Origin of the sequence: Pantoea sp. JZ2, from assembly GCF_035191405.1 — a bacterium.
GTDB classification, from domain to species: domain Bacteria; phylum Pseudomonadota; class Gammaproteobacteria; order Enterobacterales; family Enterobacteriaceae; genus Pantoea; species Pantoea stewartii.
Genome location: NZ_CP045247.1, coordinates 2,021,948 through 2,036,717 on the forward strand (window position 1 = coordinate 2,021,948; position 14,770 = coordinate 2,036,717).

General features: G+C 49.5%; 9 protein-coding genes and 1 pseudogene. All 10 read left to right on the forward strand.

All coding sequences use genetic code 11. From position 1 onward, the window contains the following. The first annotated feature begins 5 nt into the window (after positions 1-5). Positions 6-1,496, forward strand: coding sequence for a serine/threonine protein kinase (locus tag GC087_RS09790; RefSeq protein WP_324030447.1), 1,491 nt, complete (start codon positions 6-8; stop codon positions 1,494-1,496). A gap of 11 nt (positions 1,497-1,507) precedes the next feature. Then, positions 1,508-4,114 (forward strand): type VI secretion system Vgr family protein, encoded by a 2,607-nt coding sequence (locus GC087_RS09795; protein WP_324030449.1) that lies wholly within the window; start codon positions 1,508-1,510, stop codon positions 4,112-4,114. A gap of 2 nt (positions 4,115-4,116) precedes the next feature. Next, positions 4,117-4,887, forward strand: a complete 771-nt coding sequence (locus GC087_RS09800; RefSeq protein WP_282497982.1) for a hypothetical protein — start codon at positions 4,117-4,119, stop codon at positions 4,885-4,887. A 742-nt stretch (positions 4,888-5,629) separates the two neighbouring features. Further along, complete coding sequence (locus tag GC087_RS09805; protein WP_282497981.1) at positions 5,630-6,328, forward strand: hypothetical protein; 699 nt, start codon at positions 5,630-5,632, stop codon at positions 6,326-6,328. A 231-nt stretch (positions 6,329-6,559) separates the two neighbouring features. Continuing rightward, positions 6,560-7,360 carry a hypothetical protein gene (locus GC087_RS09810; protein ID WP_282497980.1) on the forward strand — a complete coding sequence of 267 codons (801 nt, stop codon included), beginning with the start codon at positions 6,560-6,562 and terminating at the stop codon, positions 7,358-7,360. Between the two features lie 11 nt (positions 7,361-7,371). Then, positions 7,372-7,812, forward strand: a complete 441-nt coding sequence (locus GC087_RS09815) for a DcrB-related protein (protein ID WP_033742127.1) — start codon at positions 7,372-7,374, stop codon at positions 7,810-7,812. Positions 7,813-7,815: 3 nt separating this feature from the next. Beyond that, positions 7,816-12,204, forward strand: coding sequence for an RHS repeat-associated core domain-containing protein (locus GC087_RS09820; RefSeq protein WP_324030451.1), 4,389 nt, complete (start codon positions 7,816-7,818; stop codon positions 12,202-12,204). Next, complete coding sequence (locus tag GC087_RS09825) at positions 12,201-12,674, forward strand: hypothetical protein (protein ID WP_033739283.1); 474 nt, start codon at positions 12,201-12,203, stop codon at positions 12,672-12,674. Before GC087_RS09820 ends, GC087_RS09825 begins: the two co-directional genes overlap by 4 nt. A 982-nt stretch (positions 12,675-13,656) precedes the next feature. Continuing rightward, positions 13,657-14,025 carry a hypothetical protein gene (locus tag GC087_RS09830; RefSeq protein WP_243835886.1) on the forward strand — a complete coding sequence of 123 codons (369 nt, stop codon included), beginning with the start codon at positions 13,657-13,659 and terminating at the stop codon, positions 14,023-14,025. A 226-nt stretch (positions 14,026-14,251) separates the two neighbouring features. Further along, positions 14,252-14,654 (forward strand): annotated as a pseudogene (locus tag GC087_RS09835) (hypothetical protein); the annotation flags it as partial. Between the last annotated feature and the right edge of the window lie 116 nt (positions 14,655-14,770).

Consider the following 14,770-nt stretch of genomic DNA (forward strand, 5'->3'; position numbering starts at 1 on the left):
CGAATATGTCGGAACACGATAATCACCAGACTGTACCCAATGCGCTACCAATTGGTTACCGGTTCAATGAGTTTGAAATCAAGGAAGTCATCGGCGGCGGTGGCTTTGGCATCGTCTATCGCGCGTGGGATCACCAGCTGGAACGCGATATCGCCATCAAGGAGTTTATGCCGTCCTCACTGGCTGTGCGCAGCGACGATCTGAATCTGGTACTGCGCAGTGAACGGTTCAGTAAGACGTTCCATGCCGGCCTGAACAGTTTTATTCAGGAAGCCCGTCTGCTGGCGCGTTTTAACCATCCTAATTTGCTGCATGTACTGCGCTTTTGGGTGCAAAACGACACCGCCTACATGGGCACGGTGTTTTACAGCGGGACCACACTGTCAGCCCTGCGTGAGCGCAATCCGCAGCTGATCGATGAGAACTGGATTCGTCGCCTGCTGCCGCCCCTGCTGGGTGCGATTAAGACCATCCATGATGCGGGTTATCTGCATCGGGATATCTCGCTGGATAACATCCAGATTCAGAGTAACGGCGATCCGGTGTTGCTGGATTTCGGCTCCGCGCGCAAAACCATCGGTAACCTTTCGGATGAAAGCGAAACCATGCTGCGTCCGGGTTATGCGCCGATTGAGCAATACAGCGACAACGATGAAAGTGAACAGGGCGCGTGGACCGATATCTATGCGCTGGGTGCCGTACTGCACACGCTAATCACTGGCGCACCGCCGCCGGTGAGCGTGGTACGCAGTATTGAAGATAATTATCAACCGCTGGTTCAGCGTGCGCCGGCCGGCTACAGCCAGACCTTGCTGGCAGCAGTCGATCGCGCGCTGGCCCTTAAACCGGAAGATCGTCCGCAAAGCATTGACGCCTTTGCGGCCTCCCTGGTGCTGCCAGAAAAAGCGCCCGAACCGCTGCCGGAAGTGAAAAACACCGGGCCGGGCACGATGCTGGTGCCGGTAGAAGAAAACGACGAGGCCGCGGCACCGGCCACACCGCTGAAGAAACTGATGCGTAACCGCTTTGCGTTACCGGGCCTGGTCGCGGCGGGCGTGCTGGTGGGCGTGTGTGCAGGTCTACTGATGGCGGGCGGCGACAAACAGGACGCTGAACCGGCTGACGTTGCGCAGACGGAAACGGCCCCGGCAGCTTCCTCCGCGTCGCAGGCACCCACGGAGCCCTCTGTTACATCGGCTCAAACCCAGACGGCGCCAGCACAAACGCAGACTGCCCAGGCCCAACCGGAAAAAGCGCAGGAGCCGGTGGCACCGCCACCTGCGCCCGTCGCGCAGGTGTATATCAAATTACAGCCCGGCGAGCGCGTTGAGGTGAACGGCCAGCCGCAGGCGGTTGTACCGGCAGCCAATGGTTTTGCCGCACTGCAACTGGCACCAGGCAATTACACGTTTTCAGTGACAGGTCAAAGCGGCGAACGCGAACAGACGTTGACGATTAATCAGGAAGGCGTCTGGTTACTTGATCCTCATATTTAACAGGTATGTCTATGTTTTCACGTATTACTGTACAACTTCCCGCGCAGGGACTGCTGTTCCGTCGTCTGAGCGGCCGCGAGGCGCTGTCTGAATCGTTCGTGCTGGAAGCGGAGCTGCTTTCCACGGACGCGCGCATTGACCGCCAGTCGCTGCTGGGTAAACCGGTCACCTTCACGCTGCCGACGGACGGCTTGATGAGCGCGCTGAACCCGCGCTATATCAACGGCAAAATCACCCGGATAGGAGTGCGCAGCGAGGAACTGGGCGGTGTGCGCTATGCGGTCTACGCGCTGACGATGGAGCCGGACCTGTGGCCGATGAAGCGCGACCGAAACCTGCGCATCTTCCAGAGCCAGACGGTGCCGCAGATTGTGCAGACGCTGCTGAAGGAGTATGCGGTAAACGTGGAGACGCGCCTGGCGGGCAGCTACCGGGTGTGGGAATACTGCGTGCAGTATCAGGAGAGCAGCTTCGACTTCATCAGCCGGCTGATGGAGCTGGAGGGCATTTACTACTTCTTCCGCCACGAGGCGGACAAGCACACGCTGGTGCTGTGCGACGCGCCGGATCAGCATCAGCCGTTCCCGGGCTACGAGACAATCGCGTACCACGTGACGCCGTCGGGCGGCAGCGTGACGGAAGAGGGCGTGAGCCAGTGGGCGCTGGCGGAGAGCGTGACGCCGGGCATCTACAGCACCGACGACTACGACTTCCGCAAGCCAAACGCGTGGATGCTGCAGGCGCGCCAGAATCCGGTGTCGCCGACGCCGGGCTCAGTGGACGTGTACGACTGGCCTGGCCACTTTGTCGAGCACGGTCACGGCGAATACTACGCGCGCGTCCGCCAGGAGGTGTGGCAGGCAGAGCACCACGAGGTGAGTGGAAGCGGAACGGCGACGGGTATCGCGCCGGGCTACACTTTTGCGCTGCTGAACGCGCCGCACTTCAGCGACAACGGCAAATACCTGGTGACGTCGGCGTACTATGACTTTGAAGAGAACAGCTACGCCAGCGGCGACGTGGGTGCCACGCGCCACAACATCGACTTCACGGTGCTGCCTGCCGCGGTGACCTTTCGTGCGCGCCCGGAAACACCGTGGCCGAAGACGCACGGCCCGCAGACGGCCAGGGTGGTGGGGCCGAAGGGTGAGAGCATCTGGACGGACAAATACGGCCGGGTGAAGGTGAAGTTTCACTGGGACCGTCTGGCGAAGGGTGACGACACGAGCTCATGCTGGGTGCGCGTGTCGAGCGCCTGGGCAGGCCAGGGGTTTGGCGGGGTGCAGATCCCGCGCGTCAACGATGAAGTGGTGGTGGATTTCATCAACGGCGATCCCGACCGTCCATTGATTATCGGCCGGGTTTACAATGAGGCCAGTATGCCGCCGTGGGCACTGCCCGCTGCCGCCACACAGATGGGTTTTCTGAGCCGATCGAAAGACGGCACGGCGGATACCGCTAACGCATTGCGCTTTGAGGATAAGGCGGGTGAGGAGCATTTGTGGATCCAGGCGCAGAAGAATATGGATACGCATGTTAAAAATGATGCCAGCCATTCCGTTGCCAATAATCACAGCCATTATGCAGGCGGAAATGAACTCTATCGGGTTGAAACCAACCGCGTACATGGCGTTAAAGGTGGTGAAGAGCGTTTAACCGGACAAGGAAAAATCGACAACGTTGTTGAAACCTACGTTCTTGGGTCAGGGACCAGGTTACGCCTTGAATGCGGCGAAAGCGCGATTGAACTTAATGCTAATGGTCATATTAATATTGTCGGTAAGGGTTTTAATCTGTTTGTGAGCGGTGATGGTCACATCACCACATCTGGCGGAAAACTTAATTTAAATACATCGGGTGCGAAGCCAGGCACGGGGGCTCCTGGGCCGGGCCATAAAGGCAATATTACTCAGGCTGTGGAGAGTCTTTTTCCCCCAAAGCAAAAGGGGCAGGCGGCCCCGGCGGCACCTAAAAGTAATCATCAAAAATCCTCTGGAGGGGGCGGACGGGTCAAAAATCAATCAGCGCCCGTTGCTCAGAAAGCACAGTCATCACAGTCCAATAAACTTGATGACAAGATTGTTCGTTCAATTATGAAGTCAGAAGGCGCTACAGGTGAACAAGGCGGCATACCAGAGATGTATGGATTCCGAAAAGGTTTCGGTCCTGCTTATGATGATATCGCGGCAGCGAGAAAGACTTATGGTCAGGGGAGTGAACAAGAGTTCAACATTGTCTCAAAATATATGAACGAGTCAGCCAGAAAGGCGGGAGCGCTCAATTTTACCGATCCCAGTAAACAGGCTGCTGTTATGTCTTTGGCTCACATGAGAGGTGTTGGTGGTTCTCAGGCAATACTGAATTCAATGAGTACAGGAAAAATCGTGAAATCCTCAACTCTGACTAATGACAGTATAAACTATATTGAAAAGATGAGTCCTTCTGATTTCCAGAATGATCTTTTAAGTGCACGTTTGAATTATGACAAAGCGATATATGGTTCAACAACTACTGTAAAAAATGGTGTCGCTCATAACTGGTGGGATTATTATTCGGGCGGTCTGACCAAGCGATACACTAAAGAAGCCGCAGAGTTCCTTAAATTTTCAGGTGAATGAAGATGAAATATAAAGTTAAATTTTTATGCTTCACATTTTTAATGTTCATTTCTTTATGCTTTGCAAACATCGCTAGCGCAGCAATTGATTTGAAAAGTTATAATGATATTAATAAAGTGTCAGGGGTTTTTGAAAATAACGATATAGTGGCAAAGTTGAAATCTTTGCTTAAATCAAACTATGATACTTTTAGCGGAAATTTTGATGTTTTCGGCGCTCCACATCTTACCCGCGATGGCGGACTTTTTGTTGAGGGGTGGCCTAAAGACTTATACCTTGAGCAGGCTTCGGCGTTTGTTATTCAACCAGATGGAAAAGTTTATGCCGCTTGGGTGCAACCAGACGATAATTATATTAGTTATGTAAGCGATGCGTCGAATGAAAAAAGTATACAACCAGATATAGAGCAATGGGCGAAAAGATTTAAGGAGTTGAAATTTAATACTCATGCTCAAATGAAAGAAGGATCTGAAAACCATAATGAGACTTTCGAAACGGATAAGTTCAAAATAACAATTTCTTTCCTCTGTTCTTCTGCTAACCCCAATTGTAACGATGTTGAATACACAGGTGTAAGAAAATCTGATGGTGCCGTTATGACCTTAAAGGGTAAGGCGGTGAGAAGTGAGTGCAGTAAAGACGTTTGTCCTGCCTTAAGTTATAAATTTAAAAATCACGACACAACTTACATTCTCAATAAGCCAATCAATAACTTAACTGTCATAGTTAATAATAAAGTTGTCTTAAGTCAGGACGGTAAGTGGAGTAACTGATAAGCATATATATTAGCGTATCAACTGAATCTTTTTATATTGGGTGGACAAAATTTGCCTGCAGGTATAGCACTTTGGATCACCCTTATATGCATGATGCTTAGTCAGTGACGTAATGAAAAATACATGAGGTAGGCTATTTTTCAAGGGTAATTCAATAATTGTTGAAAGAGATGTGCCAGAATGCTAATTCGGTCTGAATATTTAAAATTAAGCTTACCCATAAAAAATGGTTACGTTGATAAACGAACGTTGAAATAAAGAAGATTATGATGGTTTTAATATTATGATTCTTCTGTCACTTCCTAATGTCTTTTCAGTTGCTGGTTTTGTGCAAACCTCGATAGTATAGCCTAAAAGAAAAGTATAATTTCAACCATGCTGATAATGATTTCAAAGCCAATGATGTTGTGCGACTGCCGTCTTATTCTTTCCCCTAATAAAACGTGCGCTCTTAAAGGTGTTTTTGTTGTCCCAGGTGACAGACGTTATGCTTATACAGAATAAGAAGGCTACTATAGTTTAATGTATCTAAGTCGAGGCGTTAATGAAGTTAAAGAATAGAGCGAGAAAGACAGGTTGACTCAAGCCCACAAAGGCATTGCGCCGCAGTAATATAAATATACTTCGTTTATTTTCATTGAATATTTCATTTGTAAAGTCCTGAGTCTGCATAATGAGAATTATTAAATTACTCCTTATTTATCGGGTTAGTGTTAGTAAGATATCATGAAGGAAATTTTTGCCAGCCTGTCTTTTTTTAACGCTGTATTCATGTCATCTGCCTGCTACGGCGTTTTTTTCGGGGCAATGGGGCGGACAGGAGAAAAATAATGACGGCACATTGTACTCAACGTTAACACTTAAACTGGAACAAAATGGTAACCAAGTTGTTGGAACTTATTGCTATGTTACAAGAAATGGGAAGAAAATAGATTGTCCTGAAGATGGAAATAAAAATATCACTGGCACAGCAAAAGGTAATCAGGCCAAGGTCTTTTTTAACACTGGTTTAGGTAGAGGAAAAGGAAGTGCGAATCTGATTCGTGAAGGTAATACAGTTGCATGGTTGTTGAATGAAAGCGCTTCGGAAGACGTTGTATATGCGCCTCTGAAATATACTTTGATCAAAGTAAATAGCAGTTATACAGAAGCGCAAATGAAGACGTTTTCTACACCAGGCTTTACCGTTGTTCTGTTAAACCGCTGCGGGGGATTTTTCAGTGTTTGCGACAGGGTTAAGTACATCGACTTCAGAAATAATGATGAAAAACAAATTATCCTTTCAGGGAAAACCATTAATTCGGAACAGCAGAGAAAAGTCGTAGGGATGATTTTTACAAATGCAGATGTTCAATATCTTATCAACTTTAACCCATTGACATTGAAAGTGATTAAAGCGGGAAAGGTTTTAGTTGCTCAGAAGGGGAAATGGCAATGATGCATTATATAGAAGTCTGTCTTTATTAATATACCTGGCATAATTGAACTTTAAAGATGAGAAGCGAAAATCATAGCGTAAAGAATAATTTGTAGTAGTAACACTTGAAAAATATTGATGGCAAAATGATGCCAACACCACTTTCATTTGATACTCTTCTGCCTTTACCCTGATAAAAACATCATGTTCATAAATCGTCTTTTCGGCAGCTTTTTGTTTATGGCTGTCCTTATGTTGGTATCGTGCATTGCCAGGGCTGAATCCACTGCAGAAACCATAGCTCCCGCTTTAAACGAGGGTGATTTTTCCGTTCTGCTCAACGACTACGCTTTCACCCCTGGTGACGCATGGAACAATCAGAGCTTCGTCCGTGCGGGCAAAGCCTTGAGCTCGGTTGTGGCCGGAGAAGTGGTCATCGATGAACAGCGATACAACTATTTCCAACACAGCTATGACGGCTTTGCGTTGTTCAGCGCAACGTCGGTGGGAAACGCCAGCCATACCATTCTGGCGGAGATTCTTGTGGACGCTGCCAGCGTGCCGACGGCTCGCAATATTGTGGTGGGCGATAGCGTGGAACAGGTCCGGCAAGCCTATGGCCCAGGCAAAGAAAGTGACAGCGATAATCAACACTGGCTTATCTACAAGCTGGGTGAGAAACAGTTGATGTTCGAAATTGACCAGCAAAAGGTCAGCCATATCATGTTGAATACCACTATGACTGCCAGGCAGCATGACATCAGCGCAGACCAGGCTGTCAGCGCGGCAACGGAAGCCATTCACACTTATCACCTGACAACACTCAGCGATCAATGTCTCAGGTATGATGTTGACGACAGCAGTGATAAAAGTTTCTTTATCATTACGGTTCGCGAAGACAACCATGACGTCAGTTGTGGCGGCGATCCGGATATCTCTCCTCGTCTTTTCGACATTAAAGTGGCGCGTGATAACACTCAAATACTCACTAACGCCGATGATGCCGATGGCACGTATCGAAGCCTGAATACGTCAGCCACACCCAATCAATAAACGGACACCCTATGAATTATCAGTTCAATGAAGGCGCATTTGCGCTGTTTCCTGCTGCGTGGCAGGACACCACCATGAATATTTTGCGGGATGAGGCCAGTGGGCTGGCATTCGTTGTGAGTCGTGGTGTCATTCCTGAAGGTAGCGATGCGGAGACGGAGTTCCAGCGTCAATGGGATACATTACGCAGTCAGATGGGCGCTATTCAGCAAACAGCGTTTGTACGGGTTATGGCTGGGATTGATAGCGCGCTACAGGCGCTGGAAGTTGAAACCGCCTTCGAGCGCAATGGACAAGCTGTGTGGCAGCGGCAGTTGGCTACTCAGGTTCCTGACAGCAACATTTTCATGATTTTTACCCTTTCCGCGATGCGTCCTTTCAATGAAGAAGATGGAGAGCGCTGGAAGAGTTTTAAACACAGTCTGAGTCTGAACAATCCACGGAAAGCATAAGCTATGGATAACCATGCGGCCCGCGTGGGCGATGAGATCATTCACTCCAGCATTTTTGCTGATATCACCAGTATTGTCGCTGAGGGCGCAGCCTACGCCGTGATCGGTGCGGCGGTGGGCGCGGCGGCAACCGCCGCCGCGCCCCTGTTAGGTGCAGGGATGGCCGCGGCCGGTGTGGCCGCTATTGGTTCCAGCTGCCTGCTCAGTGGTATTCTGGGCGGCGTACTGGCCAATGCCGTTGGCCTCTCAGAGGACATCACTAAAGTAGCCGATGGGCTGGGAAACATGCTGTTCCCTCCTTCGCCCGCTGGTGTGATTGCCAGCGGATCAGAAAATGTTCTGGTGAACGGTCTTCTCGCGGCACGTGCGGCGGGCATGCTCGTATCCGGAGAAACTCCACCGCCGGAACCGCAGTCACCCAAAAGCTTTGCCGATTACGGCGGCATGTTGCTCGCTGCAGCCAGCCAGTTTGGCAGTGCGATGTGGCAGCCTACGGTTGCGTCTGCCGATGCCGGAACGTCTCCGCTGGAGCAGGACAAAGTTGTCTGCGAAAAACACGGCGCGCCGCAATATCTGGCACAGGGTTCTAAGCAGGTTTTTATTAACGGGCAGCCAGCCGTTCGCGCCAAAGACAAAACCACCTGTGAAGCCACGGTAAGTGACGACGTTTCACCCAATGTCATCATTGGCGGTGAAACCGTGACGGTAAGAGAGATCAAAAGCGGTAAAGTACCCGGGCTGGCTTTAGCGATGATCGGCCTGTCCCTGATCCGCGGTCGACCTAGTCAGATTCTGAAAAACATGCCCTGTGCACTCGCCGGTGCGGCCGGGGGGATGATGGCCGATATGGCGATTAATGCGGCCTTTTCGTCGCTGTTTCCGGTTCATGCCTCGACTGGCGTCAAAGTCCTCAATGATGATGCCGAACGTGATTTCTCCCTTCCTGGCCGTTTTCCGCTCAGTTTCCAACGTAGTTACAACAGCCTGACGCAGCGCAGCGGATTATTTGGTCTGGGCTGGGCAACGGTGTTCGACAGCTATTTAGTGCTGGATGGCGCACAGGCAACCTGGTTTGATGACAACGGGCGCGAGCTGCGCTTTGTGGTGCCGGGGGATAAAGAGGTGCTTTACAGCATCAGTGAAGGACTGATGGTGCGCCGTAATGAAATGGGCGATATCGCTATTGCCGATGATGATGGTGCGGTTTGGCGGCTCTATAAACCTACCGCGGCGAATCCTCAGGTACTGCGTCTGGCTTCGCTCAGCGACGAATACGGTAACGCGCTGGAGATGGGCTGGGATGAGCAGGCGCGTCTTGTGCGTATTCATGATGCACCGTTGGCCATCGACGTCACACTGCATTACGGCGACAACCAGCACCCCCAGCGCCCGACCTCCGCCAGTCACTTTGATGGTGAACAGCACTGGCCGCTAGCGCACTGGGACTATACAGAACAGGGCCAGCTTGCCAGCGTCACCGATGCGGCTGGCATTACCTCGCGCCGTTTCCGTTATAACGACGATGGGTTAATGATCTGGCATCAGCTGCCGGGCGGACTGGAAAGTGAATATCGCTGGCAGAAACTGGATCACTGGCGTGTGGTCGAGAACCGCACCAATACCGGTGATGGCTGCCATATGCACTACGATCTGGAAGCAGGCATTACGCGGGTGTCGACCTATGACGGTCAACAGCGCGAACACCACTGGAATGCTGCGGGCCTTATCACCTGTTTCATTGATGAACGGGGCGAGAAGTGGCGTTATGAGTGGAATGAAAACGAACTCATGACGCGCCGCATCGATCCGCTGGGCAATGCGGTGAGCTTCACCTATGACGATCTTGGTAACCGTGTTGAAGAGAAAGATGCGGACGGCGGTGTGCAGGCAGTGCAATGGCTGTCCCACCGTTCTCTGCCAACGGTCGTTGCAGGTGCAGACGGCTCCACAACGAAATACTATTACGATCCCCATCATGGCCTTGAGCGTGTGGTCGATGCGCTCGGGCAAAGTACTGTTTATAAGCGGGATGAGTTTGGGCTGGTTATCGAAGAAATCGATGCGGCAGGCAACAGCTATCGTCGGGAGTTCAACGATGCAGGCCAGGTCATCCGTGAAACAGACTGCTCAGGGCTGACGACGCGCTACCGCTATCATCCGCTGGGTTGGCTCAGTTGTGTGACGGCGCCGGATGGTGAAGAAACCCGTTATCACTATGATGCAGCAGGCCGTCCTGTTTTGCTGGAGCGGGCAGAGGGCTGGGAAGAGCGGTTGCGCTGGAGTGACAACGGCCTGCCGCTGGCCCATGAGTCAGCGGATGGCAAACGCAGTGAATTCCGCTATGACAACGTCGGGCGTTTAATCGCGAACCGCAATGCCCAGGGTGAGACGGTTCAACGCAGCTGGGACAGCCGTAGCCGGTTAACGGCGCTGCAAAACGAGAACGGCGAGCAGTATCAGTTCGAATGGGGCGCAGATTCACTGCTGCTGGCCCAGACTGGACTGGACGGCGTGGCCACGCGTTATGAGTATGATGCTGCGGGCCGCACGTTAGCACGCACTTTTGCCGCCGGGCATCCTCAGGCGATTACCCATCGCTATCACTGGAGTCGAGCCGGACAATTGCTGGCGCGCACGACACCGGAAGGTCAGACGCGCTATCACTACCGTGGTGGTGGTCAGCTAAGTAAAGTGTCACAGCATCTGCCACTGTCTGACACCGAGTGGAGCCAGCAGGCTGAGCAGGAGATTACGTTTACCTATGATGCGCTGGGCCGCATCGTGAGTGAACAGGGGGAGCAGGGCACACTGGCCTGGGAGTACGATGCGCTGGGTAATTGCACAGCCCTAACCCTGCCGGATGGCCGCAACCTGAAGCAGCTTTACTACGGTAGCGGTCATTTACTGAGCATCGCACTCGACAACCTGCCGGTGACGGAGTTTACCCGTGACACATTGCATCGGGAACTCAGCCGCACGCAGGGCGGTCTGACCACGCGCAGTGAATACGATCGTCTTGGCAGACTGCGCCGCCGTGACGTTTTCAGGGGGGAAGCCCAGCGACCTGCACCGCGCGTCTGGTCCCGCCGACGCGACTTCGATTACGGCAACAACCTGATCCGTGAAGAGCGCGACGATAATCCGTTCAGCCAGACATTATGGCACTACGATAACGCTGGTCGTTTGTTGTCCCAGGAAGGCGCGCAGCCTGGTAATGAACACTGGCGCTGGGACGGTGCAGGCAACCCGCTGGATCGCCATGCCGCTTCCCACGTCATGCATAATCGCGTGACCGAACTGAACGGGATTCGCTGGCAGTACGATATCCATGGCCGCACCACTGAGAAGGATGACGGCCAGACCCGCTGGCGCTACCGTTACGATGGTGAGCATCGTCTGACGGATGTCATCAGCGAGCCGCGTGATCGCAATAAGCCACGCAACAAAGTGAGCTTCCGTTACGATCCGCTGGGCCGACGCATCAGTAAAACCTGCCAACAATCGTTACAGGGAAAGCCGTCTGGTCATGCTGTCACAACGCGGTTTGTGTGGGAAGGTTACCGTCTGCTGCAGGAAATCCACGACGATATTCCGCTGACTTATGTCTACAGCGACAGCCAGAGCTATGAGCCACTGGCCCGTATTGATGGCGTGGAAAGTCCGGAGATATTCTGGTTCCACTGCGCCGCGAATGGCACGCCAGAACTTTTAACCGACGTTGAAGGCCAGAAGACATGGGAAGGTGTGAACAGCCCGTGGGGCAAACTGCTGCGCGAATCGAATCAGCGAATTCCGGTGGTAGAGCAGAACCTGCGTATGCAGGGCCAGTACCTGGACCGGGAAACGGGGCTTCACTATAATTTGTTCCGTTATTATGATCCGGACAGTGGCCGGTTTACCCAGCATGACCCGATAGGGCTGGCGGGGGGGATCAACCTTTATCATTATGCGCCGAATGCGCTGGGATGGGTGGATCCGTGGGGGTTGAGTAGGTGTAGAAATCCTTCTAAAGAAGCGACTAAGTGGCAGGGGCCACATAACAGAGATTATCCAGGCATTGATGTATACACCAATAAAGTAATAAAAAAAGGAACTATACTCTATGCACTACATCCTAATGGAGACCAATTGCCTGCATACACTGTAAGTCATCCCACTGTAAGGCAATATAAAGGTGATCCACTTGGCTACCATGAAGCCCTGCAAATCAAGTTAAATCCAGCATTCCCTATGCGTTCACAGGTAAGAGCCTATTATGTTAAAGAGGATATATATGTTGCTACAGGACGCGCTGAGGCAAACGCACGGTACGGCAAAGGTGGAGGGCTACAATTCTATATCCCAGAAGAAGCAAGAGTTAAACTGAAACCAGGAAAAATAATAGATATATGAAAAAAATGACTTTAGATGTAAATACTGGAATTTTGCGGATAAATGAAAATGAGATAGAGCTTGAATCTTACGATTCCTTCATTAAATCTCATTTTTTTCAATCATCTGATGATTTGACATGCGTCGGTAAATATTGTTTCTTTGCTAAAGAAATTATCTGGCATAGTGAACCATTTACTATAGAGTTCAGACCTGCAGTTTTTTCTTTTAAAAGCAGTGTTTATCTTATTAGCAAAAGTGGCGATTATTTTCAAAGCCTTCACGATTGGAATAAAAAAGCTGACTTAAATATGCTGAAGGATGAAGAAAAAAGGTTATATGAATGGACTCGGAATAAATACCCCGAAAACTATGATGGTGAGATAAAAAATCCTCCCTATGGGTATGTATGGTGCTTCCAGTGGGGTAATGTAGCTGTTCAATCAAACCCCAATACTTTTGAGTGCGGTATATATATAGAATGGAATTGAAGTGGTTGTTTTATTGAATTTCTTGTTAGTTTTTTTGAGTTGTGAAAGGATTTCGCCTCAATAAAACCATCTGTTTTATGATTATTGATTTTCGTGAGTATTGGGGGTGTCGTATTAATGGTAGTCCACTAATCAATATTCATCATCTTGGTTCTTCAGGCTTTTGCCAGGGTAGCGGATATTAATGAGTATGAGTATGAGTATGAGTATGATGAGAAACTTGCCTTTCCCTTTTTATGATGTTGCAAGTCATCTTGAGTTGTTTGTCGGCTAGCAAGGTGGAGCCTGTATCGGATGAAGCTATCAGCTATTTTGAAACTCAAAGTGACCCTGGAGAAAATAAGCTTTTGATTTTTTTTGCTTTTTCTGAAGTTCAGCCATCCAGGTACATTTCTCATTTGATCGGTGTATTCCTTAAGAATTAAGTTGTTTATTATCCTGGAGTTGTGTGGATTTTAAATAAAATTATCAATTTTCCCTTAAAGTTCATTGTAGATAGTATGATTTTATAGTATTGACTATTTAATTCCCCCCCCTCTCTTAATATTGCTCAGTTTTAACTTAAATTTTCGTACTTATAAAAAGAAAAAGGGATGTGTGACTTGCCACTGGCTCGACAACTACCCATATGCATCAGTAAAACCCGCGAGCAATCGTTACAGGTAAGCAGTCTAACAACGCTGTCATAATACGATTTATATGCAAGGCTGCCGAATGCTGCATGAAATCCACGAAGGTATTTCGCTACGTCTACATCGAAAGCCAGAGCTATGTAAAACTGTTCTGAAAAGCTTGCATTTTTTCTGGTTCCATTGTGCTGCTAACGGCGCGTCAGAAATTTTTACTAATGTAAAGAACCATGAAAAGATGGAAGGGGTAACAGTCTATGGGAAAACTCGCTACGCGAAATTTGCATTCAATCCTTAAAGTTGGGATTATTGATATTTAGCGATTAAAGTAACTTTGATGAGCGATTTTTGTAGTGAAAATTGAAAATCTGAAAGTTAATGCTGGCGAATCAACTGTCGAGTGGAGATACAATGGAGAGACTATTTCAATGTTTTTTACAAACATCGACCAGTCCTTGATTGATTCCAGTAGAAACTTATTATTTGTTCTCGATAAAAAGGAAAGATTGCCTAAAAGATTGTCTGTAATAAACGGATCCGGAAAGGTTTTATCGACTTTTTTCTCTCCCGTTAATGGAGACTTCTATTATTTAACAATCACCCCTGAGAAAGAAGTTTTGGTAGCCTGTGTTTTTAGTGAGAAGCTGGATGGATGGAATGATTGGCATTTTTTGTTCAATCAGGATTCGGGGAAACTCGAACGCATTGCGCCTGCACGCTAATAGGAGTGAAGCTAATAATTTTTTGGATTCTGTAAAGAAAAAATATGGTTGCTCATCAATCATAATAATCTTTAAGTTTTAATTGAATGATAAAACTGTAAAACCTAAAATTACAAATAAGTTATCATTCTGAATGCTGATAGTAGGAAATATCCAGTAATATTAAAATGTTAGTCAGTTATTTTCCCAAGATGTCGCGCAACTTGGTAAAGGGCACTAGTGCAGGGACGGTGCAGGCAACCCGCTGGATCGCCATGCCGCTTCCCACGTCATGCATAACCGCGTGACCGAACTGAACGGGATTCGCTGGCAGTACGATATCCATGGCCGCACCACTGAGAAGGATGACGGCCAGACCCGCTGGCGCTACCGTTACGATGGTGAGCATCGTCTGACGGATGTCATCAGCGAGCCGCGTGATCGCAATAAGCCACGCAACAAAGTGAGCTTCCGTTACGATCCGCTGGGCCGACGCATCAGTAAAACCTGCCAACAATCGTTACAGGTTAAGCCGTCTGGTCATACTGTCACAACGCGGTTTGTGTGGGAAGGTTACCGTCTGCTGCAGGAAATCCACGACGATATTCCGCTGACTTATGTCTACAGCGACAGCCAGAGCTATGAGCTACTACAGATTGGTGAGGTTGCACCTCAAGTGACAAAGTCCGGGGCAATACTTAATGGGAAAGCTGATCAAATAATACTTCCTCGAGACTGGGATCAGAATTGGATTTTAAACACTAGA

Bases quoted from the DNA above. Each gene is read 5' to 3' on its own strand.
- GC087_RS09820 (WP_324030451.1), top strand. From the start codon at position 7,816: ATGGATAACCATGCGGCCCGCGTGGGCGATGAGATCATTCACTCCAGC.
- GC087_RS09795 (WP_324030449.1), top strand. From the start codon at position 1,508: ATGTTTTCACGTATTACTGTACAACTTCCCGCGCAGGGACTGCTGTTC.
- GC087_RS09800 (WP_282497982.1), top strand. From the start codon at position 4,117: ATGAAATATAAAGTTAAATTTTTATGCTTCACATTTTTAATGTTCATT.
- GC087_RS09810 (WP_282497980.1), top strand. From the start codon at position 6,560: ATGTTGGTATCGTGCATTGCCAGGGCTGAATCCACTGCAGAAACCATA.
- GC087_RS09825 (WP_033739283.1), top strand. From the start codon at position 12,201: ATGAAAAAAATGACTTTAGATGTAAATACTGGAATTTTGCGGATAAAT.
- GC087_RS09815 (WP_033742127.1), top strand. From the start codon at position 7,372: ATGAATTATCAGTTCAATGAAGGCGCATTTGCGCTGTTTCCTGCTGCG.
- GC087_RS09790 (WP_324030447.1), top strand. From the start codon at position 6: ATGTCGGAACACGATAATCACCAGACTGTACCCAATGCGCTACCAATT.